The 22,688-nt window shown below is 42.3% G+C and carries 26 protein-coding genes, 1 pseudogene and 1 riboswitch; of the genes and pseudogenes, 20 read left to right on the top strand and 7 right to left on the bottom strand.

The features are described from left to right. The first annotated feature begins 22 nt into the window (after positions 1-22). From ribB to R7H07_RS02540, 4 genes are all read left to right on the top strand, one after another. Positions 23-679: a 3,4-dihydroxy-2-butanone-4-phosphate synthase gene (gene ribB / locus R7H07_RS02525; protein ID WP_005373655.1), complete on the top strand. Its 657-nt coding sequence runs from the start codon at positions 23-25 to the stop codon at positions 677-679. 104 nt (positions 680-783) lie between these two features. After that, positions 784-1,329 (top strand): glutathione peroxidase, encoded by a 546-nt coding sequence (locus tag R7H07_RS02530; protein WP_005373657.1) that lies wholly within the window; start codon positions 784-786, stop codon positions 1,327-1,329. A gap of 10 nt (positions 1,330-1,339) precedes the next feature. Then, complete coding sequence (locus tag R7H07_RS02535; protein WP_017819861.1) at positions 1,340-1,783, top strand: DUF3429 domain-containing protein; 444 nt, start codon at positions 1,340-1,342, stop codon at positions 1,781-1,783. A 152-nt stretch (positions 1,784-1,935) separates the two neighbouring features. Further along, positions 1,936-2,181 (top strand): hypothetical protein, encoded by a 246-nt coding sequence (locus R7H07_RS02540; RefSeq protein ID WP_017819860.1) that lies wholly within the window; start codon positions 1,936-1,938, stop codon positions 2,179-2,181. Between the two features lie 70 nt (positions 2,182-2,251). Here R7H07_RS02540 and R7H07_RS02545 read toward each other — a convergent pair whose 3' ends face one another. Continuing rightward, positions 2,252-2,851 carry a thiol:disulfide interchange protein DsbA/DsbL gene (locus R7H07_RS02545; protein ID WP_005373667.1) on the bottom strand — a complete coding sequence of 200 codons (600 nt, stop codon included), beginning with the start codon at positions 2,849-2,851 and terminating at the stop codon, positions 2,252-2,254. 83 nt (positions 2,852-2,934) lie between these two features. Beyond that, a complete protein-coding gene (locus tag R7H07_RS02550) occupies positions 2,935-3,315 on the bottom strand; it encodes a hypothetical protein (protein ID WP_005373669.1) in 381 nt (126 codons plus the stop codon). Positions 3,316-3,593: 278 nt separating this feature from the next. On the opposite strand from R7H07_RS02550, the gene R7H07_RS02555 reads away from it, so the two are divergent. The 10 genes from R7H07_RS02555 to R7H07_RS02600 all read left to right on the top strand — a co-directional run bounded on the left by R7H07_RS02555 (position 3,594) and on the right by R7H07_RS02600 (position 12,628). Then, positions 3,594-3,890: an isoamylase early set domain-containing protein gene (locus tag R7H07_RS02555; protein WP_053349287.1), complete on the top strand. Its 297-nt coding sequence runs from the start codon at positions 3,594-3,596 to the stop codon at positions 3,888-3,890. A gap of 213 nt (positions 3,891-4,103) precedes the next feature. Next, on the top strand, positions 4,104-4,817 hold the full coding sequence (locus tag R7H07_RS02560; protein WP_005373673.1) for a response regulator: 714 nt from the start codon (positions 4,104-4,106) through the stop codon (positions 4,815-4,817). After that, a complete protein-coding gene (locus R7H07_RS02565) occupies positions 4,817-6,115 on the top strand; it encodes an ATP-binding protein (protein ID WP_017819858.1) in 1,299 nt (432 codons plus the stop codon). Before R7H07_RS02560 ends, R7H07_RS02565 begins: the two co-directional genes overlap by 1 nt. A 119-nt stretch (positions 6,116-6,234) precedes the next feature. Further along, positions 6,235-6,627 carry a hypothetical protein gene (locus tag R7H07_RS02570; RefSeq protein WP_005385575.1) on the top strand — a complete coding sequence of 131 codons (393 nt, stop codon included), beginning with the start codon at positions 6,235-6,237 and terminating at the stop codon, positions 6,625-6,627. 127 nt (positions 6,628-6,754) lie between these two features. Next, entirely contained in the window at positions 6,755-7,111 is a 357-nt protein-coding gene (locus R7H07_RS02575; RefSeq protein WP_017635149.1) for a diacylglycerol kinase, read from the top strand. Between the two features lie 21 nt (positions 7,112-7,132). Beyond that, positions 7,133-8,788 carry a phosphoethanolamine transferase gene (locus R7H07_RS02580; RefSeq protein WP_206958742.1) on the top strand — a complete coding sequence of 552 codons (1,656 nt, stop codon included), beginning with the start codon at positions 7,133-7,135 and terminating at the stop codon, positions 8,786-8,788. 122 nt (positions 8,789-8,910) lie between these two features. After that, on the top strand, positions 8,911-9,843 hold the full coding sequence (locus tag R7H07_RS02585; protein ID WP_054729308.1) for a Gfo/Idh/MocA family protein: 933 nt from the start codon (positions 8,911-8,913) through the stop codon (positions 9,841-9,843). 218 nt (positions 9,844-10,061) lie between these two features. Further along, positions 10,062-10,493: a YccF domain-containing protein gene (locus R7H07_RS02590; protein ID WP_005373685.1), complete on the top strand. Its 432-nt coding sequence runs from the start codon at positions 10,062-10,064 to the stop codon at positions 10,491-10,493. 690 nt (positions 10,494-11,183) lie between these two features. Further along, on the top strand, positions 11,184-11,522 hold the full coding sequence (locus tag R7H07_RS02595) for a hypothetical protein (protein WP_017635147.1): 339 nt from the start codon (positions 11,184-11,186) through the stop codon (positions 11,520-11,522). 257 nt (positions 11,523-11,779) lie between these two features. Continuing rightward, positions 11,780-12,628, top strand: a complete 849-nt coding sequence (locus R7H07_RS02600) for a patatin family protein (RefSeq protein WP_167416161.1) — start codon at positions 11,780-11,782, stop codon at positions 12,626-12,628. Positions 12,629-12,770: 142 nt separating this feature from the next. Here the strand turns inward: R7H07_RS02600 and R7H07_RS02605 are convergent, their stop codons facing one another. Next, on the bottom strand, positions 12,771-13,619 hold the full coding sequence (locus R7H07_RS02605) for a pirin family protein (RefSeq protein WP_206958741.1): 849 nt from the start codon (positions 13,617-13,619) through the stop codon (positions 12,771-12,773). A 401-nt stretch (positions 13,620-14,020) separates the two neighbouring features. On the opposite strand from R7H07_RS02605, the gene R7H07_RS02610 reads away from it, so the two are divergent. From R7H07_RS02610 to R7H07_RS02630, 5 genes are all read left to right on the top strand, one after another. Next, positions 14,021-14,230: a cold-shock protein gene (locus R7H07_RS02610; protein WP_005373691.1), complete on the top strand. Its 210-nt coding sequence runs from the start codon at positions 14,021-14,023 to the stop codon at positions 14,228-14,230. 240 nt (positions 14,231-14,470) lie between these two features. Then, on the top strand, positions 14,471-14,680 hold the full coding sequence (locus R7H07_RS02615) for a hypothetical protein (protein WP_005373692.1): 210 nt from the start codon (positions 14,471-14,473) through the stop codon (positions 14,678-14,680). Positions 14,681-14,730: 50 nt separating this feature from the next. Next, positions 14,731-14,871, top strand: a complete 141-nt coding sequence (locus tag R7H07_RS02620) for a PA3496 family putative envelope integrity protein (RefSeq protein WP_017633782.1) — start codon at positions 14,731-14,733, stop codon at positions 14,869-14,871. 237 nt (positions 14,872-15,108) lie between these two features. Further along, positions 15,109-15,208, top strand: a riboswitch (purine riboswitch). A gap of 89 nt (positions 15,209-15,297) precedes the next feature. Then, positions 15,298-16,314: an adenosine deaminase gene (locus R7H07_RS02625; protein WP_005373696.1), complete on the top strand. Its 1,017-nt coding sequence runs from the start codon at positions 15,298-15,300 to the stop codon at positions 16,312-16,314. Positions 16,315-16,439: 125 nt separating this feature from the next. Further along, positions 16,440-16,913 carry a peroxiredoxin gene (locus R7H07_RS02630; protein ID WP_206958739.1) on the top strand — a complete coding sequence of 158 codons (474 nt, stop codon included), beginning with the start codon at positions 16,440-16,442 and terminating at the stop codon, positions 16,911-16,913. 50 nt (positions 16,914-16,963) lie between these two features. On the opposite strand, the gene R7H07_RS02635 is transcribed toward R7H07_RS02630, so the two are convergent. The 3 genes from R7H07_RS02635 to yghU all read right to left on the bottom strand — a co-directional run bounded on the left by R7H07_RS02635 (position 16,964) and on the right by yghU (position 20,793). Then, positions 16,964-17,371, bottom strand: a complete 408-nt coding sequence (locus R7H07_RS02635) for an SPOR domain-containing protein (protein ID WP_005373701.1) — start codon at positions 17,369-17,371, stop codon at positions 16,964-16,966. Positions 17,372-17,583: 212 nt separating this feature from the next. Further along, on the bottom strand, positions 17,584-18,753 hold the full coding sequence (locus R7H07_RS02640; protein ID WP_206959055.1) for a D-alanyl-D-alanine carboxypeptidase family protein: 1,170 nt from the start codon (positions 18,751-18,753) through the stop codon (positions 17,584-17,586). Between the two features lie 1,182 nt (positions 18,754-19,935). Then, on the bottom strand, positions 19,936-20,793 hold the full coding sequence (yghU, locus tag R7H07_RS02645) for a glutathione-dependent disulfide-bond oxidoreductase (protein WP_005373705.1): 858 nt from the start codon (positions 20,791-20,793) through the stop codon (positions 19,936-19,938). 253 nt (positions 20,794-21,046) lie between these two features. On the opposite strand from yghU, the pseudogene R7H07_RS02650 reads away from it, so the two are divergent. Continuing rightward, positions 21,047-21,166, top strand: a pseudogene (locus R7H07_RS02650) (dihydrofolate reductase); the annotation flags it as partial. 64 nt (positions 21,167-21,230) lie between these two features. On the opposite strand, the gene R7H07_RS02655 reads toward R7H07_RS02650, so the two are convergent. Beyond that, on the bottom strand, positions 21,231-22,685 hold the full coding sequence (locus R7H07_RS02655) for a sucrose-6-phosphate hydrolase (RefSeq protein ID WP_206958738.1): 1,455 nt from the start codon (positions 22,683-22,685) through the stop codon (positions 21,231-21,233). Positions 22,686-22,688: the final 3 nt, after the last annotated feature.

The following is a 22,688-nucleotide window of genomic DNA, read 5'->3' on the forward strand; positions in this document are numbered from 1 at the left end:
TGGTGAAATTTAGGAGTTAACCATGAATCAGTCATCACTACTTGCCGAATTCGGCGACCCAATTACTCGCGTTGAAAACGCACTTATCGCTTTAAAAGAAGGCCGTGGCGTACTGCTTCTTGATGATGAAGATCGCGAAAACGAAGGCGATATCATTTATTCAGTCGAGCACCTCACTAACGAGCAAATGGCATTGATGATCCGCGAATGTAGCGGCATCGTTTGTTTGTGCTTAACAGATGCTCAAGCAGACAAACTGGAGCTGCCTCCAATGGTGGTAAACAACAACAGCGCAAACCAAACCGCATTTACGGTTTCTATTGAAGCGAAAGTTGGTGTAACAACGGGTGTTTCAGCAGCAGACCGCGTAACGACCATTAAAACGGCGGCAAACCCGCACGCAAAACCGGAAGATCTTGCTCGCCCGGGTCACGTATTCCCTCTGCGCGCACGTCCAGGTGGTGTAATGACTCGCCGTGGTCACACAGAAGGTACGATTGATCTGATGCAAATGGCAGGGCTTCAACCCGCTGGCGTACTGTGTGAAGTGACCAATCCAGATGGCACGATGGCAAAGGCACCGGAGATCGTAGCATTCGGTCGCCTGCACAACATGCCGGTACTGACGATTGAAGACATGGTAATGTACCTGAACCAGTTCGAGTTGAAACTGGCATAGTCAGATCTCAGCTCTTGAAAAAGCCGCGCATTTGTGCGGCTTTTTTGATCGATCCTCTTTGCACTTAAGTAGTTATACTTATTGAAAACAAGGGGAACAACACCATGAAAGGATTACTGAACTTCGCCGCTCTCGTTAGCTTTCTCTCCATGAATTCGCTTGCTCTTGCATCTGAGTGCCCTGATATTCTTCAAGGTAAGCAAAGGTTGTTAAACTCAACGGAAGAAGTCGATCTATGCGAAAGCTTTAAGGGAAAGACACTACTAATCGTCAATACAGCAAGCCAGTGCGGCTTCACTCCTCAGTTCGAACAGTTAGAAACCCTCTATCAAACTTACAAAGACCAAAACTTCACCGTTATCGGTTTCCCGAGCAATGACTTTCGACAAGATAGAGGAAGCGAAACGAACACTGCGAAAGTCTGTTATCTCGATTACGGGGTAACCTTTCCAATGATGGCTCGCTCTTCAGTATTAGGTGTAGATGCGAACCCAGTCTTCAACCAAATTACCAACCAAGCAGGCATAAAACCAAAATGGAACTTCTACAAGTTTCTGATTAGCTCTGAAGGTAAAGTTATTGCTACTTTTCCAAGCTCCACATCACCGACAAGTACTACGCTTACCAATATGATAGAGCAACAATTGTAAGGTGACGACCATGACAACACGCTCAACCATGCTACAACTCGGTTACTTAGGCCTGGTTCCATTTGTGTTTAGTTTAGGGCTGATTTTCACTGACATCTCACTCTTCAATTTAAGTGGTCAGCAATTTTTCATCGCATATAGCGCCGTTATATTAAGTTTTTTATCTGGCATCCTTTGGGGTAATGGCATTGAGCATTACTACCACCGCCTTAGCCGAAATGTATTAATTCTCAGCAACCTTTTTGTCTTACTGGCTTGGGGCGCATTACTGCAGGGCCACAAACATTACGCGGTCGCTACCCTACTCTTAGCAATTGGGTATCTTGCTGTTTGGTATGCAGAAAAGCTCGTGAGGAAAGTCGAACAAGACGCCGAGCCCAAGGGATATCAAGGAATGAGGAGCAAACTGACCTTCGGCGTAATCGTAATGCACGGATTGGCTTTAGTTTCATAACCTGGTCTGTCCAGTACTAAGATCACAAAAAAACGTCTTTTTATAAAACAATGTTCATTTCGTGAATGCACACATATTTTGAACACTGTTTTGTTTCATTTATGAATCAATCCACATATAAGTAATTCAAAGCATTCACAAAGGATATGAATATGTTTTTTCGCAAACTTTTGTTTAGCACTGCGATGATCAACGCAACGACAGGTTGCGTGTCTTACCAGGCACAACAAGCCGCCGCTCAAACAGTAAATAATACAGGCACTGTGCTTACCAATGTGATTAAAACCACGATTGCTCAGCCATGTAATGTTGCAATCACTGCTGCTAGCTTGTTTTATCCGCATGCCATATTTATGACTAGTGTTCCGACTCAAGCATGTACAAGCGTTCTTAGATAATACGAAAGTGATAAGCATAAAAAATGGCGACTCTACCGTCGCCATTTTTAAGCTTCAATGCTATTTATAGTTACAGAGTCAATAAGTAATTAACTAATTGATTGTACTCGTCGTAAGTACGAATTTCGTTGGCCAAAACAATGTATTTATTGTTCACAACCACACCCGGAACCCCTCTCAACGTGCTAGCAGAGAATTGCTTATCAAAACCTTTCTGCATTGAGTTTACGGCGAAACTATTGTACGCCGCATCAAACTTCTTACCTTCGACGCCATTATCAACGAACAGCTGTTTCAGCTCAGCTTCGTCTTTTGGCGCTTGTCGCTTTTGATGAATTTGGGCAAACATGGCAGGAATCATTGTATCTTCAACTCCTAGCGACACCATCGTCGCGTAGGACTTGGCCATCGGAATCGCCATATCTCCGCCCATGAACCCCACATGTACCTTTTCAAACTTTGCCTCTTTTGGCAGAGCAGGTTTTAAACGCTCAATAAGCGACTCAAACTTGTAGCAATGTGGGCAATAAAAAGAAAAGAATTCCGTCACAACAGGTTTCGATGCTTTCTTAACATCCAGAACTTTGTAGTGCTTCCCTTCTTCAAATTGCGCTGCATGAGCGGTAAAAGTCAGTAAAAGTGCACTACATAAGGCAAGTAGTTTTTTCATTGTTTATTTCCTTGTGGCATTCAAATGCCAAATCATTTCATTTGGTAAAAAGGGGGAAACCCCAAGTAATTTGAGATGAGGAATTAAACAATCGGAGGACGATAAAGCTTGGTGATCACTGTCACTACTTTTTCGACTAGAGGCCTATCAATCAAGGCAAGGCTATAAGGAAGAAGCAGTAAGTCGTTTTGAGATAAGTTGGCGGGAATTTTGACCATGCAGGAAGAGCTACAACTCGTGTGAGATTGTTGTGCCTTATTGATGGCTGACTCATCGTGATGTGATTCTACGCAGTCGTCATTGACGCCAAGTTGTTTGTGCAGAGCAGCCTGTTGAACAATAAGATCGCGTACTTCAATTGTTTTCATCGGAGCGGAAGCCTGCGCCACAGGAGCGACACTACTCAAAAGCATAGCAACTAAGCAAACTATCGCAGTCAACAATGTACGGTTAAACTTCAACATAGCTACATCAAGGAAAATGGTGATTTAAGATAATACATGATAACGGTTTGACTTCAAGATACGGACTCTCGGCTCGCTAACAAACTCTATTCTTTGACTATTTTAGGCTAGTGAATTTTCTCTCTAACGCTCCCTCAGTACACGAAACCAGCACAACGAGCTATTCACCGTTCGGATACTCCCCTCATCAGATACCAGCAACAATTCGATAAAACTTGAAATCATTATGAAACACGAGTAATAGTTAGAACAGTTTTTGTACGAACAAGGAAAGATCAATGCTTAAAAAAAGATTCTTTAAGACAAAAGATGAAGTCGAAGTCACGTTCGAGCTAGATAAAGATCAGTGGGACTCTGTCCAAATTGCTGGAGACTTCAACAACTGGCAGCCAGAACCGATGAAATTAGTGAAGAAAAGTCGTCAGTTTAAATTTAAAACCCGCTTACCTAAAGCGCGGAATGTTCAGTTCCGTTACTTGCTCGATGACGCGAAGTGGGAAAATGACCCACAAGCTGATGCTTACGTTCCAAATGCATTTGGCAGCGACAACAGCGTCGTATGTACCACCGAATAAGCGGTAATTTCGCTTTAAGATTCCATACCTAGGCGCAAACGTTGCGCCTTTTTACATCTCTCGAAATGTGATTGGTGATTAGATTTAAATCATTAATTGGCAATTTTATCCAATTAACTCATCCGATAACCTTATTCTGAGAAAGCTTTATTTGAAATAATTCGTAAATTTGTTTAAGTTCCATTGATATTAAATATTGTATACATCACTTAAATGAACGCACAACAAATCAAACCATCTCTAATCATTGTGGAAGACGATCCCAAATTACAAACTATGTTGGGTGAGTATTTTGTTGAACAAGGTTTTCAGGTCAAATGTATCGACAATGGGACGGACGCACCCAATGCGATTATTGACACACAACCAGACGTGGTGCTGTTAGATTTGATGCTACCCGGGCAAGATGGTCTGAGTGTATGTCGTCAAATCCGAGAATGCTACAAAGGCAAAGTGTTGATGCTAACAGCAAGTGATGATGACTTCGATCATGTCGCCGCATTAGAAATAGGCGCAGATGACTTTGTTACTAAACCCATCAAACCTCGCGTATTGCTAGCTCGTATTCGCATGCTGTTAAGAAGAAAAGAGGCGGCGCCTACCGAGTCCGAAAACGGCCTACAAATTGGTGTTCTGTGTTTAAACCGATTACGTAAATCGTGCGTAATGAACCAAGAAGAAATTGCGCTGACAGACGGCGAGTTCGATTTGTTGTGGGTTCTTGCAACGCATGCTGAAAAAACACTATCACGCGAGTGGCTGACCAAAACACTGCGTGGTATTGAATACGATGGAACAGACCGCACCATTGATAATCGCATAGTGACACTGAGAAAGAAGCTAGGCGATGCTTCTTGCTCACCACAAAAAATCATTACCGTTCGCGGCAAAGGCTACCTATTTATGCCTGATGCATGGAATGAATAATGAGACGGATTTATCTGGAAAGCTTTGTTGGCCTTATCATTCTGTTTATGGCTAGCTTGTGGGGATACGAGTTCTTAGTTTATGAGATCAACACAGATTATGACTACCTGTTACAAGAGCATGAGGGTCAAGCTTTTCACGATCTGATCTACCCTATCTATAAAGAACACGGATTAGAATATACTCAACAACAGTTGGAACAATTTGCCACATCAAGCCATCGTTTGTTGGTGCCTCATACGCTTGAAGAGCTTCCAACAGACATCAAAAAGGCGTTTGAAAGTGATACCTCCGTTAACGTCGCTTACGATGAAGAAAGGGATATCTGGTTCCGCCTAGATGCGAGCACGCCTATCTTTAAAATGAGCGATAATCCGAATAGCCCTGTGGTTAAAGCTGCCAACTTTGATGACAATATCGTTTGGTTGTTCTTTTTAGCTGGATTTGCTCTGTATTGCATATTGTTGATCTGGTTCTTAAGCCGTCGGATTCGAGAGCTAGAGAGAGTGACCGTTGAGTTTGCCTCAGGTAACTTCAAGGCTCGAGCTAGTACCTCAAGCGCTAAGTCTGTTGGGACGTTAAACAAAAGCTTTAACACGATGGCCGATAAAGTATCTCGCTTGATCACTAGCAATAAAATGCTAACTAACGCCGTTGCACATGAATTGCGTACCCCAATCTTCCGCTTACAATGGCAAGCAGATTTGTTATCGGATTCAACCTTAACTGAACAACAGAAAAAGTATGTTTACAGTATCGTCGAAGACATTGACGAGATGGAAGAAATGGTTGAAGAATTGCTTTACTACGCAAAGATGGAGCGTCCTGACACAGCATTACAAACTCAAGAAGAAGTCGTCCTATTCAACTTAGTCAAAGAATTACGACAGAGATGGCAAAAAGAGACTACGCTCGGTATTTCGCTTCAAGAAGTAAACTCAGAAAACGTTCTCGCGTTTGCTGACCCAAAATTGTTAAAGCGAGCCTTAGATAACTTGCTGCGCAATGCAATGCGGTACGCGGATAAGCAGATTTTAGTAGAGATAAAACACGATCAGCACCGCTGCTTCATCAATGTTCATGATGATGGCATAGGTATTGAAGAAAAGCATTGGCCTCATCTATTCGAACCATTTTACAGCGCGGATGAATCTCGCAACAAAAAGACGAGCGGGTTTGGGCTCGGTTTGGCGATTGTCAGACAGATAATGGAGCTTCAACGTGGAGAAGTTTCGATTTGCCATAGCCCACTTGGAGGAGCTTGCTTCACACTTAGCCTCAAAAAATCAGACAGTTAACTTAACCTTCCTACCCCATTTACAGAAGACGACACTTCAATACACTCAAGCGACAGAGCCCAACAATAAAACAGTGTACATTTAATCCATAAGATTCACACACTAAATGGATAGTACTCATGTATAAATCTTTTATCCTGATTATGGCGCTTACTTCTACGCTTACAGCTTGCGCCTACAACCAAAAACCTGTCGTCGACATGACCAATGTTGACCCTAGTACATATGAACAAGACTTTCTTTACTGCCAAGGCTATGCAGAAAATGTCGACAAATCAGAGGCAGCGAAATCTGAAGCCACTAATGGGGCAGTTACAGGCGCATTGATCGGCGCAGCTGCTGGTGCGCTAGAAGACGGATTAGGTGGAGCGGCTGTCGGTGCTGCTGCCGGCGGTGCTGTAGGAGCTGGAGCTGGTGCTTTGAGTGGAACAAATGATTCAACCAAAACTCAATCTCTCGTATTGCGTAAATGCCTCCAGCACAAAGGCTATACCGTCTACGATCTTGATTAAATAAGCACTTTTCTTAAATTATCGCGCGATGGATTCTATTCACAAATGTTTCACGCTGTAACGATTAATCTCGTTACCTCTCTGGGATATGTGTTCCATCCCAATGCTTAAATAGTAAGGTCATATTTTGAAGCCAGGTAAAACAGGTATACGCCGTGTCATGGATGCGACCGGCTATTCATTTCAAGGATTGAAAGCCGCATGGACACACGAAGCCGCTTTTAGACAAGAATTGATTCTCGCCTTGGTGCTTTCCGTCTGTGCTTTTTTCCTTCCTGTCACCACATACGAAAGAGTGCTGATGATCAGTAGCCTGTTCTTGGTATTGATCGTCGAACTCATTAATTCCGCCGTAGAAGCGGTTGTCGACCGTGTTAGCGATGACTGGCACGAGCTCAGTGGTAGAGCCAAAGATATTGGCTCAGCAGCAGTATTTGTTGCGTTAACTCTTGCCCTTTTTATTTGGGCTTCGTTCTTGCTCTAATTTTTATTCAAGACACTCATTATGAAGACACATGATTTACAACAGAGAGGTATCTCTTACGTTACCTTTACTTTCTTGTTGGCGCTGTATTTCGCTCTCGTCGTAAATATCCCTATTTATAAAGAACTAATCGGCATCTTTACACACTTAGATAATGTCAAGATTGGATTCATTATCACAATACCAATTTTCTTTCTTGCCGCGCTCAATTTCCTTTTTAATTTATTTAGTTGGCCTTGGATCGGCAAGCCGTTCTTTATAATTTTAATCATTGTTTCAAGTATGGTGAGCTACGCAAGCTATAACTATGGCACACTTTTCGATTCTGGAATGATTGCCAATATTGTTGAAACCGATTCGAGCGAGGCGAGTTCTTACCTGAGTGCTCACTCTGAAATTTGGACGCTGATTATGGGAGTTATCCCAGCGATAATTGTCTTTAAGGTCAAGCTGCAATCTCAACGCCACCAATTACTGTACTTCTCTGTTACCAAATTAGTATCGATGCTGTCGTCGCTAGCTGTCATCGCCGTCATTGCCAGCGTGTACTATCAAGACTACGCATCTGTAGGGCGCAACAATAGCCACCTGAAAAAAATCATCATACCCACCCAGTTCGTTTATAGCGCGACCGGGTATGTGAAGGAAAAATATTTCACCACGCCAGAGCCATATCGAGAAATCGGCACAGATGCAAAGCAGTCAAATAGCGCCGTACAGCAAGCACAGAGCAAACCAACACTACTGGTTTTTGTCGTAGGAGAAACCGCTCGAACTCAGAACTACCAACTCAATGGCTATACACGAGAGACAAACCTTTATACTAGTAAACTGGATGTTATCTCATTTCAAGACGTCGCGTCTTGTGGCACCGCGACTGCTGTATCTGTGCCTTGTATGTTTTCACAGCTCACGCGAAACGAGTTTGAACGCGCCAAAGCGGATAACCAGGACAATGCTCTCGATATAATGCAGCGCGCCGGGGTTGACCTCATTTGGAAAGAAAATGACGGTGGGGATAAAGAAGTAGCCCACAAGATCAAGAAAATCGAAGTGGATCGAAAGCAAGTAAGCCCTATGTGTAATGGCCAAACTTGTTACGACATGGCGCTATTAGATCATTTTGATCAGGAAGTCGCGGATATGCACGGTAACCGAGTGGTCGCCATGCACCTTATAGGAAGCCACGGTCCGACCTACTTTCAGCGTTACCCAAGAGACAACGCCTTCTTTAAACCAGACTGTCCACGTGCAGATATCGAAAACTGTAGCATCGAACAAATAGTGAACACATATGACAATACAATACGCTACACCGATCTTGTATTGGCAGAAACCATCAAAAAACTTAAAGCGTTAGAGTCTGAGTATAATACCGCGCTAATTTACATATCGGATCACGGTGAGTCACTAGGCGAAAACGGATTGTTCTTACATGGTATGCCTTATGGCCTTGCACCAGATTTCCAAAAACGCGTTCCTTTGATTATGTGGCTGTCTTCGGGCTTTAAACAAGCGAAGCAGATCAATACCGACTGTTTGTATAAACAAGCACAGAATGCAGGCCAATACTCACATGATAACGTGTTCCACTCTTTATTAGGCATTATGGATGTACAAACTCAAGCCTACGATAGCAAGTTAGATATATTCAAAGCCTGCCGAGCCGTTTCCTAAATCATTCAATAAAGCCTGGCTCAAAGTGTGAACCAGGCTTTTTCTAACAAGGTATTTAAACTCATCGCCGCGCCAAGCGTTATACTGACAGTCCGCGATCCATACATCGAGAAAGGACTAGGATGAAAATTGGTATTATTGGTCTAGGGGATATCGCTCAGAAAGCATACCTTCCTGTTATCACTCAGCTTCCAAATATCGAACTTGTATTTTGTACCCGCAACCCAAACACACTTGAGAGCCTGGCTAAGCAGTATCGAATCTCAGAGATCTGCCAAGACTACCAGCAACTTCTACACTTTGGCGTCGATGCCGTCATGATTCATGCGGCAACAAGCGTACACCCTCAAATAGCGGCATTTTTTCTGCAGCATGGAATTCCAACCTTTGTCGACAAACCATTAGCGAATAGTGCTGATGACGTGGAAAAGCTGTACGACATTGCCGAAAAAGAGAGACAGCCACTCTATGTGGGCTTTAACCGTCGTCACATTCCACTTTACAACCAACATATGCCACAAGTGCAGCAAGGCAACATATATGACTTAAAGTCGCTACGCTGGGAAAAGAACCGTCACCAACTACCGGGGGATGTTCGTACCTTTATATTTGATGATTTTATTCACCCATTAGACAGCGTTAACGTCACAGCCAAAGCCGATCTAAAAGATGCTTATGTAACTCATCAACTTGAAGGTGATCAGTTGGCGCGTTTAGATATTCAGTGGCAACATGGAGATACTTTGCTCCACGCCTCGATGAATCGCCACTTCGGTATCACTACAGAGCGCGTTCAAGCTTGTTATGCAAACAAAGCAGTGGAGTTCGACTCCTTCGTTGAAGGCAAACTATGGCAAGCTAACCAAGAGCAAAAAATCAATTTGAAAGACTGGACGCCAATGCTGACGAGTAAAGGTTTCCATTCGATGTTGCTCGACTGGTTTGGCGTCGTTGAGTCTGGAAATATTGCTGATGAAGTAGTAACACGCAACATTGCCAGCCATCGATTGGCAGAGCAAATTTGTCAATATCTCGAGAAAGTTGTCTCTAGATAATGCGATTCTTGGCTATATGCTTGATTGAGTATTACGCTCTATACTAAAAAGACTTGCCTTAGGGAAGGCATTCATTCTCTGTTAAGACTGCGGCGATTATTCTATCAATCAGGTCAATGAGGGCACGGAAGCACACATCGACAAAACAGACGGTTTAGATTTGTTTTACGCTGCTCTCAGGTATCTGAATCATCACATTCAAGAATAAAGGAAATAGAATGAGAACACTTGGTAACATCATTTGGTTTGTATTTGGTGGCGTATTTATGGGGTTGCTATGGTGGTTTTTTGGTATTTTGGCCTTTATTAGCATCATCGGAATACCTTGGGGGCGTGCGTGTATCGTTATGGGTAATTTTTCCTTCTTCCCATTCGGTAAAGAGGCCATCTCACGCGATGAATTGACCAATGAAATGGACATTGGCACGAGTCCGCTCGGCGTTATTGGTAACGTCCTTTGGTTTGTATTTGCAGGCCTTTGGTTAGCTATCGGTCACGTACTTTCTGCCGCAGCATGCTTTGTCACCATAATCGGCATTCCGTTTGCGCTCCAACACCTCAAGCTAGCGGTTATTTCACTCGCACCAATTGGTAAAACGGTTGTATCGTCAGAAGAAGCTGCAATGGCTCGATACAACATCAATCGTTAGCGATCGGCTAATGCACTTTCTATCCTCTGGGCAGTCATGCTCAGAGGGTAACGCCCGTCAAAAGTAAGCCTATAATCGCTATCGCATATTCAATAATGGCTGATTGTATATTCATACCGTCACCTTTACGTTGAAGTTTATCCTAGCTCAGCACTGCTTTACTTTTATAATTAATTAATACGCCCAATCGAGTTCAAGATGCTAGACTCATAGCGTCGTCACTGACTCAAACTCCAAGAACGACGTAACGAAAAAGCGAGCTATCCTATGCTCGAAATATGGGTTCTCTCTCCCTCGAAGTAGAGTTCAACAACAAAAAGACGAACTATAATCATAGCCAAAATTAATGCTTTTCGACCTAAAATATCTCACATCAATCAAAGAAAGCTTCTAAGATTTTCTCTTTTTGAGTAAATATAGAGAGTTACAGTAGCGAAATTCTTCTCGGTAAAACTCCCCACTCAATCTCATGATCAGTTTTTTTAAAAAACAACAAAAATTCGTTGTTATCTAGAGTAATTATTTTATTTGTCGCAGAGCAATTCCATCAATATCATTTGCGACATCGGAGTGCTAGAGCATTGAACTTTTTAGCATTTATCACAGGTATAGAACGTAAAAAACCTTTTATTACTTATTTTTCTTTTTACATATGTTCTAACTCAACGTCTATTCAGACAGGAATATACCGTGGATAAATATCAAGCAGCTTATGCTAAGCGTCTAGAGAAACTAAATGGGGATCCATCTCCTAAAACGATAGCCCGCCTTTCGGCTTGGGATGCGTTTTTTAACAAGGAGTACGAGCTCCAAGACTTGGAATACCAGCTATCGGACGCTGCGCACCAGCACTATGAACAGTCGCATGCGAAGAGCGACATTAGCTTCAAAGAATTCAAACGAGCGTTCTATAATGAATCCATCAAAATTTACAATTTAACTGATGGCGCTTCTATCCAGAAAGTATTCACCCCATTACTTTTGCTTACAACGCTCTGGATAGTGTTTGTATGCCTATTTAACAAGTGATCATCAAACTATTCCAACAACGATCAGTATGGGACTACAGGTATGGCTCTATGTAAGGGGGCTAATTGGCTCGGTCTCCTTCACTAAATTAGCGACTCAATTACCCGCAATTCCATAGGCTAAAAGTGACAAGGGCATCCATTGATGCCCTTTTTATTCAAAGGAACGCAACCTAGACCTTTGGCCCACTTGGGTATAAGACCATTATGCGTTAAGCTGCATGCTATTATCCGATTGATAAAGAGTGGAGCGAAGTGATGGAAAAAGTAGGCTCTCGAGCATTGATTGTCGAAGGTGGAGCCATGCGAGGCGTATTTTCATGCGGCATACTCGATCATTTTCTTGCTAGCGAGTTCTCTCCATTTGATAGCTTTTGGGGAGTGTCTGCGGGTGCTAGCAACTTGGCTGCCTACTTAGCTAAAATGCCCGGACGTAACTTAAAAATCTACCTCGATTACAGCTTAAGAAAAGAATTTATCTCTCCATCTCAACTTCTACGTGGTGGTGATATGATGAACTTAGACTGGATGTGGAATGTCACCCTCGAAGAACTTGGCATCGATAAATCTGCGCTCAAAGCTGATTCACGACCTTTCTTTTTAGGCGTGACGCGTCAAGACAATGGGCAAGCGGAGTACCACCTTCCTGATGTCGACGACTTGGCAGAAACAATGAAAGCCAGCAGCGCACTGCCTGTACTTTACCGAAATGGCGTATCACTGAACGGAATTAGATACGTTGATGGTGGCGTCTCAGACGCACTTCCTGTTGCAGAAGCAATAAAGCGAGGAGCCAAAAAGATTATGATTTTACGCAGCCAGCCCGCAAGCTATCAAAAGCCAAGAGGAAGATTCAGCGCCCTAACTAGGAGGATGTTGAAAGAAACGCCCGGATTAATTGAACCGATGTTGACACGTGAAGTTCGCTACAATCAGACCTTAGCGCTGATCAACAACCCACCACCTGGTATCAAAATCATTCAAGTGTGTCCTCCTGAAACATTCAAGTTGAAACGGCTGAGTCGATCGCCAGCACCACTGCGTCATGCTTATGAGTTAGGAATTGAAGCAGGAAAGGAAGCCATCATACGATGGAGTCAGAAGTAGAAAAAAGCCACGTGGATTAAACGTGGCTAACGCAAATTCGATGGCAGTGGATTATCGTATTTGCTTCTGGTCGAGCCCAATATTCAGGCTCAAAACTGTTTTAATTTGCTCGCTAACTGAAAAAGCGAGTAGGCTGTCAAAACTAGTAAGTTTCAAACAACCCAGAGTTGTAGTCTTGGATGGCTTGTTCTATCTCTTCCATGCTATTCATGACAAAAGGGCCATAATGCACCACGGGTTCATTAATTGGCTCACCAATAAAGATCAGTGCACCACTCTCTTTTTCGGCCTGCAATTCAACCCATTCACCTTTCGATAAAATGGCCATTTCGCCTTGATTGATCTCACGACCTTTTAATTGAATACGACCTTTATAGACATAGAGCATCATGTTGTTGTCTTGCTCCGTGTTCAAATTCAAAGCTTGACCACCCATCGCTCTCCAATCGGCTACCGTGGCGGCAACACCTGTCTCTGTTAGCGGCCCCTGAATTCGTTCGTTGTTTATAGTCATATGACCCGCAATCAAACGTACAACCCCCGTATTCGGAGTATCAAACTCAGTGATCGTTTCAGGTTGAAAGTCATGATATTGAGCTGGCTGCATCTTATTTTTCGCAGGCTGGTTAATCCAAATTTGGAAACCATGCAGTTCGCCTTCCTTCATAATAGGCATTTCGCTATGGATGACGCCTCTTCCTGCCGCCATCCACTGTGCTCCACCGGAACGAAGCTCGCCAACATTATCCATATGATCACGATGCTGGAAATGACCTTTCAACATATAAGTAAGCGTCTCAATACCACGGTGCGGATGCGGAGGGAAACCGCCGATATAGTCAGCGCGGTCTTCTGATTTGAGTTCATCCATCATCAAAAATGGAGAAAAGCTAGCATGATTGAAACCCGCTACTCGGCGAATTTTCACTCCATCACCATCAGCAGTAGGTTGCGCAGGAATAAGCTGACGAATGTCTCTGAATGTACTCATACTAGTTCTCCTAGTTTATCTTTGTGACCGCTTGCAAATCGCATGTTCAATCTATGGCTATCGATAAGGTTCTATTTTAGGTTGATGAGCTAAAATTATGAGCCATACTATTCGTTCTACTTATTCAACTTTTTCGAACAATACAGTTTATCGAGTTAATAATGAGCACATTTAATTTATCTAAAATAAATGTAGCTATTTTCTAAACAAGGTGTATAGTGTGCCTTGGCTCTTAGAAGAGAGCTGTTAATGCAACATTTAGTTTAAGTTTCCTCTCAGTAAAATCTTGAATCCCCAATTCAGACACCTGCGTACAACTTCCTCTTGATTGAACATTCAATAGCTTAGAAAAGATCCACAAAACAAACCATAATTTTAATGTTTAATTCAAAGGTATTTTTATGTCTAAAGTAACTGGTTCAGTAAAATGGTTTAACGAAACTAAAGGCTTCGGTTTTCTATCTCAAGACAACGGCGGCCAAGATGTATTCGTACACTTTAACGCTATCGTTTCTGACGGTTTCAAAACACTGACTGAAGGTCAGAAAGTAAGCTTCAATGTAGAGCAAGGTAAAAAAGGTCCTCAAGCGACTGAAGTAACTCCTCTATAAGACTGCTTTTCTTGGTGTAGCATGCCCATGCTGCACCAAACCTCTCTCCTTCAAAAATATTCTTTCATCAATCACTCAGCCTAATTTTAGGCATTGCTTTGTGCTATCTAAAATAAACTGAATAGTACTGCTTAATTTATTATTTATAGGAAAAATCATGTCCTCAAAAAGAACTGGCCGTCAAAGGCATTGGTATCAATTACTTAACAAAGAGAAAATCACTAAAAAACAGGAGAATAAATGTTAGAAATTGAATTTAATTTAGAACAACCTCAAACCTCTTGGAACGCTAAAATACATCAATTAAATGGTGATATTTTACGAAGGCACGTATTACCGAAACTTCTTTCTCATAGCTTCATGATCGATTTTGAATATTGTGAGAAAACGCAATCTGGAACTATTCTCTGTGATTCAGGTTCAAAGTTAGGAAGTTTTACTGTTAACTGATTCAGTTTTCATGCATTAATGGATAATGCAACTAATTTGGAAGGTATCCAATGGCTAGAAAAAGTAAGAAGCAGTCAGAAAAAGACAAAAAAGAGTCTGAACAAAACGCGGCGGCGGTAAAGCAGAAAACTCGACGCCGCATAGAAGACATTATGGAACAAAGAGAATTTGATAAGTTATTCGATCTATAAATGCTCTCTAGTGCTTTCTCTGCCTTTATCGTTGTGCAAGGTACCGCCACCTACCTTTGCTCAAACGAATCTCCACTCTTTTAGACTACTCTTCTAATTACACGTGCCTCTCACACACGCAAAAACAACTGGCTCCTCTATACTCAAGTGACTTGCAAATAGTCGTTTCGCTCACAGGAAAACCCGTGACTAATGACAGTTAGGTTATTTGCGTATAGCCAAAGCGATATTTTTGCGTATAATCCCTCTCGTTTGCTTCGTATAACCCCAATGATATGGTTTGGGGGTCTCTACCAGTTCCCGCAAAGTGCTAATTACGAAGAGTTGAGATCATCGTGGGTCTTACTCTTTGTGATAGCGTTCGATTTATTTCTATCTATACCTATTCTTAGAGTAACTGCATCCACAATACACATAAGGTGGAATATGAACGCATTTATTCAAGGTCTTCCAAAAGTAGAGCTGCACTTACATATCGAAGGTTCACTTGAGCCGGAACTCTTATTCAAATTAGCAAAACGAAACGGCATCGAGATCCCTTACTCTTCTCCGAGTGAACTACGCAGCGCATATCAGTTCACAGACTTACAATCATTTCTCGACCTCTATTACCAAGGAGCGGGAGTTCTGCGTACGGAGCAAGATTTTTACGATCTCACTTGGGAATACTTACTGCACTGTAAAGAAGACAACGTTGTTCATACCGAAATCTTTTTTGACCCTCAAACACACACAGAACGCGGCATAGACTTTGACACTGTTATCAATGGAATCGCTCGCGCGCTAAAAGATGGTCACGAAAAACTTGGCATTACCTCGCAAATTATTGCGTGTTTTCTCCGTCACCTTTCAGAAGAGAGCGCCATAGAGACCCTACAGGCTATTCTGAAACACCGTGATAAGATCATTGGTGTTGGACTAGATTCTTCAGAACAAGGTCATCCGCCAGCTAAATTCAAGCGCGTATTTAAACAAGCAGTAGAAGAAGGCTTACTTACCGTTGCTCACGCAGGTGAAGAAGGCCCCGCACAAAATATTAGCGATGCAATTGAAATGCTTTACGTGAGCCGCGTGGATCACGGTGTTCGCTGTGTTGATGATGAAGCATTAGTTGAATCCTTAATCGAAAGCCAAATGCCACTGACAGTGTGTCCGTTATCGAATCTTAAGCTATGTGTATTCGACGATATGAAAGATCACAATATTGTGGATTTGCTACGAAAAGGTGTCGCCGTAACGATTAACTCAGACGATCCTGTGTACTTTGGTGGCTACATGACGGATAACTTTCTGGCCGTCAACAACGCACATCCAATGAGTAAGAGTGAACTTGCCCAATTTACAATGAACGCGATTGATGCCAGCTTTATCGATAACGAGTTAAAGGCGAAATATCGTCACCTTGTTAGCCAATACGTAAACCAGCACGAAGCGTTGCAATAAAGGCATAGTGCCACGCCTTAGGTCAAACGCGTAGGTATTAAAACCCTACAAAGACTCTGTGGTTAACCGCATTTATAAACGCTAGACTGAGAAAGCTAAACTAGCACACAAAAAGGAATAGAATCATGATTCAACAAGGCCAAGCTCTACCAGTTGCAACTCTAAGTGAGTTGACTGCCGATGGTATGGTTAACCACGACGTTACAGAACTGTTTGCGAACAAGAAAGTCGTACTCTTTGCTGTACCTGGCGCATTCACCCCTACCTGTTCAGAAGCTCATCTACCAGGCTATGTGGTATTAGCTGATGAGCTAAAGGCAAAAGGTGTTGATTTAATTGCGTGCGTTTCTGTAAACGATGCATTTGTGATGCAAGCGTGGGGCGAAGCTCAAAACGCTTCTGAGATTCTGATGTTGGGTGATGGCGACGCTAGCTTTACTAAAGCATTGGGTCTTGAAATGGATACAGGCGGCTTTGGTGGTATTCGCTCACAACGTTACGCGATGATCATTGAAAACGGCACAGTGGCTAAGCTTAACGTTGAAGAGCCAAAAAAGTTTGAAGCAAGCAAAGCAGAAACGATTTTAGCGGCGCTTTAAGCTTACTCCTAAATACAAAAACGGAAGCCATCGCTTCCGTTTTTTGTTGGTTAACGCATTCTCACAACACTCGTTTGTTGCTTACGCTGCATTTCCGCAAAAGTCAGCACAAACGGGGATGACTGCTTTACACGGCTTGGTAATGAAGAAAGCGCATTGTAGGCATCCTGTTTCGTTTTAAAATCACCAACAGTTACCGTATACCAACGCGTGCCTCGGCTGTTTTTCCAGTTAACCCAAACCGGATGCTTAGGATCGATATAGCGAATATAATCTTTCACATCTTTTTCTTGCTTCAGCGCGAGTACCTGCATTGTGTAATGGTTTGGGTTTAAATAACCATATGCATCCTGAGAGGTCATGACTCCAACACATTGGCCGCTATCGACCTCCTGCTGGTAAGGCATAGCGCAGCCCATGAGCGATAAAATCAATGTCAAAGATAAAATCTTGTGCACGTGTCACTCCATTCTTGTTCTAGTTTCTTTTCTCTCGCACCCAAAAACACAAAACGCTCTTGGTCAGGTAAAAACACACCCTTACAAGAAGGCCTGCGTTTTAACGCAACGAGTATTCCAAAAACGTAAGGCGACCACGTTGGTCGCCTTAGTAAACTGATTTAATAGAAAATTAACAAGATAGAGTGATATAGACAGAAGTTCGCTACTGTTTAGAACCAGCTAGCGACCAATTGCTTAAACCAGTCTAAAATTCGCTTGAATAAACTGCCTTCCTCCACGGACTCCAATGCAACGAGCTCGGCTTCATTTACGACCTTACCTTCGACTTTGTAAAGCACTTTACCAACCACTTGTTGCTCAGAAATTGGCGCAACTAAATCACCGTTGTATTCAACTTCCGCTTGCAGCTTTTTTACATCTCCTTTTGGCAAAGTGAGATAAACATCGTTAGCTACGCCAACAGTAAGCTCGTCTTTTTCGCCCATCCAAACTCGAGCTTTCGCAAGTTCCGCACCCGCCTCAGTCGGCATTACCGTATCGTAAAAGCGGAAGCCATAACTCAACAGCTGCTTGCTTTCTGATTCACGAACATTCTCACTCTTCGCTCCCATCACTACAGCAATCAAACGCATATCACCTTGTGTTGCAGAAGTCGCTAGACTATAACCCGCGCCGCTTGTATAACCAGTTTTCATGCCATCGACATTCATACTACGATCACGAAGCAAGCCATTACGGTTGTATTGAGTGATGCCATTGTAAGTAAACGAGGTTTCGCTATACAGCGGATAGATATCAGGTAAGTCACGAATAATCGCTTGGCCCAACTTGGCAATATCATAAGGTGTCGAATATAAACCGTCACTGTCTAGGCCGTGAGGGTTGGTGAATGCCGTGTTAGACAATTCAAGCTTGGCGGCCCAACTATTCATCAAACTCACAAACCCTGGTTCACTTCCCGCAACATGCTCAGCAATAGCGACACTGGCATCGTTACCAGATTGAACAATCAGACCACGGTATAAGTCAGACAAAGAAACGGAAGTATTGACTTCAATAAACATTTTTGAAGAATCTGGGAAATTTTTTGCCCAAGCATTTCGGCTGATGACAACCTCATCATTCAACGTAATATTGCCTGTATTAATTTCTTGACCAGCTACATAAGCAGTCATCAACTTCGTTAAACTCGCAGGGTTTAAACGTTTGTGGGCATCACGTTCAACCAGTACTTTCCCCGTATGGAAGTCCATCAAAACATAACCACGAGAACTGAGTTCTGGCGCATTTGGCACAACTGAAGGCGCAGCATAAGCCAACGAGGATACAGCAGCGAACCCTGTAATTAACACTGTGTGTAATATAGTACTTTTTCTCATCATGACATCTTATCTTAGTAGCATTTAAGGCTTACAAACGGTACCCGAATGAATTCAAAGCGCGGGATTACCTAGTTAAAAAGCGAGTATATTGAAACGGCGCTCAGTTACAGCCACCTTGTTACGATTGGTTACTTTTACTCAATGTTTGTCGAAAATAATGAGAGGTAGGTAGAGCTTTCGTCTTGAAGAATGAAACAGGAGCGAAAATAATTCCGTAACGCTATGTTTTTTGAGAGGAGAGAAAAAGCGCACAAGTCAATTCAGGGAGTAAGTTGGTATAGGAAAAGTAGTTGAGCTTTTATCCATATCTAAATAGGAAACAACAAAAACAACCAACAATAAGTCCAGTTAATTACTTACCAAGAAAACATATTGAAAACGAATCATAAAATCGTAATTAATTATCGATAAATTTAAAAACCTCAGATTATAATTTATGTAAATTTCATTTATTATTAAATCGGAGAAAAATACAGATTTCCTTTCTTAAAACTAAGAGACGATTTTTTCGATGTTTTTAAGTTTATCTCATCAGAGAACTTGGTATAACAGTGAGGGATAAGGCATCCGGACTTAGCGCGAAAGGATAACCCACTGTTATTTAAGTTCACACGCTGCTTTTTAATGACTAGAGACTTTAAACTGCGGTTACCTTGGGTTTGTGTAGCTATTCTTTGACGTATCCCAACCCAGTACGACTCAAACGACGACATCATACATATCCTCTTTCATGATATAAGCATTAATAATTAAACATCGCTAAAAGCTAAGCTTGTCATAAATAAAAGTATTAGAAATTAATTTTATTTCATCAAAAAAATCAACCCGCATATTCCACACAAATTTAGTGGTTATGTCAAATATTAATTATCATTAATTTTATTTATAATGGATATAAAATCAGTTTATAATTTTTAAATAATTTAATTATTAGAAATCAGCATAACCAGTCCATATTTAACATGGAAATATGAGCTTTGTTTTGCATCATAATATATAAATACATTAAAGATTCATCTACGAACTAAATGCTCTTCAAGAGGTGATATAAATTAGCATTTCGAGACTAAATGAGAATAAAAATAGCGCACCGTATATGATGCGCTATAGATTTGATTAAGGTCACTGTATAAGCATAGATAAAACTAAACTCATTTGACGTAGCTAGGCCAAGATTGCTTATGGTTTAAGTTTCAATACTTTATCAATATCTTCTGCGCTGTGGCGCTCAGGTAACTGCTCCCATTCTTCACCCCATGAACGGTTCACAATTCGACCACGTTTTACCGCTTCACGCTCATCAATTACTTTTGCCCAACGCACAACGTTTTTGTAGCTTTCTACGTCTAAGAATTCAGCCGCATCGTAAGCACGACCCAACACAAGGTTGCCGTACCATGGCCATGTTGCGATATCAGCGATGCTGTACTCATCGCCACCTAGGAATTCATTGTTCGCAAGACGCTTGTCTAATACATCTAACTGACGTTTTGCTTCCATTGTAAAGCGGTTGATTGGGTACTCGAACTTCTCTGGTGCGTACGCGTAGAAGTGACCAAAACCACCGCCTAGATATGGCGCAGAACCTTGCAGCCAGAATAACCAGTTCATTACCTCAGCACGCTTAGCGCCTTCTTTTGGTAAGAAATGATCAAATTTCTCTGCTAGATAAAACAAGATGTTGCCAGATTCAAACACGTTCACTGGCTCAGAACCCGAACGGTCAACCAATGCCGGAATTTTTGAGTTTGGGTTAACAGCTACAAAGCCAGAGCCAAACTGGTCACCATCGCCAATCTTAATCAGGTACGCATCGTATTCTGCTGCCGTTACGCCAGCCGCCAAAAGCTCTTCAAACATGATCGTCACTTTCTGACCATTTGGGGTACCCATTGAGTAAAGTTGGAATGGGTGCTCACCAACTGGAAGCTCTTGCTCATGACGTGCGCCAGAATCCGGACGGTTGATGCTCGCCCACTGACCGCCGTTTTCATTATCGTTTGTCCAAACTTTTGGTGGAATGTATTCGTTAGCCATTGTTTTCCCTTATTGTGTTTGAATGCATCTTCAAACTGACGGGTCTTACGCGCCAGCAAGCATTATTAACATCACCTCTTCGCCAACTGCGATTAGGCATACTCAAGATATTAGGTCGAATTCGCTAAATAAAAGTCCTGCAATCTCTTTTAGTTAGAACCTTTGGTTATGGGATTTTCTTTCACGCTATAAGTAAAAACGTCGCGATAATGTGAACTAGGTTCGAGATGCCAACGATGAGTAAGCGACACTCGGCGGCGCGCCACTATTTGGGGATTTAGAACAACCGCTAAACTTCAAAGTCACCAAGAATGAAGTTGTTCTGGATACCTTAGTTCAAACAACTTACGTGCGTGATAGGCAGTTAAGTTAGATAGTCAGAAAGAAAAACGCCCTTCACTAAATCAATGAAGGGCGTTTTAATGTATTCGAAACCGTTACTTAGCTGATTCAAACAAACCAGTTATACCTTTCAAAGGGAAAAGCCTTGCTTGTTCCAACCCTATCAACGTTACTTTACTAAGGTCATCAATAAAGAAACGACTGGTCATCGTGTGTTTGCCATCATTAATGAAAATCTCGATGACAGAATTGTCGATATATATATCAATCGTCTGCTTAGCGTCCAATCTTGGTGCTTTTCGAATACCACCAAATTCTTCTGCGTACAAATGAGACATGTGACGACGGTCCAACATAAACTCGTGCTCTGTCGCACTAAAGACGATGTTGTCACCTTTGAGGTTACTCAGCTCAAGTTCAAAGCCATCGCCCTCAAGGTCTAATTGGATCAAACAACTTGTGCTTTCCAGTGCATGGGATTGTGCAAAGACCACCTCTTCTTTTCTTAAACTCTTCAGCTCAGGGAGCGGAGCTTGAACAAGAAAACCATCTTTCAACGTTAGTTCTCTAGGAAGAGACAACATTCCTGCCCACTGGTGTGTGACCGATGGTGTGTCGATTTCTGGCAACCCTATCCATGCAATAAGAATGCGACGCCCATTCTCATCTAAATAGGTTTGTGGGGCGTAGAAATCAAACCCATAATCTGGCTGCAAAATATCTTGGTGGTTTTCTAAAATCATCGACTCTAGGTTCAACTGATCACCCACGATATACGCAACAGAATATATGTTTTTGAAATCATAAGGATTATTACTGCTCACGCCCTGTGGAGAAAACAGCATCACCGATTGACCATTAATCTCAAAGAAATCAGGACACTCCCACATGTACCCAAGGTCAGAAAACTTGGTCTTGATAGGACCTTTATGCTGCCACGTTTTCAAATCTTTGCTTTGATAGAGCGCCATTGAACCATGCTCGTTTTTGGTTTGAGCACCCACCACCATCAAATAGTCGTCGCCTTTCTTCCAAACTTTTGGATCACGAAAGTGCTCCGTGTAATGTTCGTTCTCAATGACTACACCGTGCTTTTCAATGTTGCCGTTTGAATCCATGGTGGCAAAACACTGTGTTGGGATTCGATTCCAGTTTTGGTCACGCTTGTTGCCAGTAAAAAACAGTAAAGCCTTGTTGTTTTCCACCAAAGCGCCGCCCGAATAGACACCATGTGAATCGTAGTCTTGGTCAGGATGAAGACCAACACCATGATCTTTAAAATGGATGAAGTCTTTAGTAGAAAGGTGGTACCAATACTTCATTCCATGAACTGGTCCCACAGGCGTCCACTGGTAAAAGATGTGGTGCTCACCATTGAAGTAGCACAACCCATTTGGGTCATTTAACAGCCCAAATCTAGGGGCGATATGAAAACTAGGAAAGCCTTTATCTTGCTGACGTAAAAGTGTCATTTCTTCGATATCACACTGAGGGATTTGCTCAAGTCGGCGATATCTTTGCTCTACAGTCCAACGGTTGTCTAAGCTCATAAT

Origin of the sequence: Vibrio sp. Vb1127, from assembly GCF_033338735.1 — a bacterium.
GTDB classification, from domain to species: Bacteria; Pseudomonadota; Gammaproteobacteria; order Enterobacterales; family Vibrionaceae; genus Vibrio; species Vibrio alginolyticus.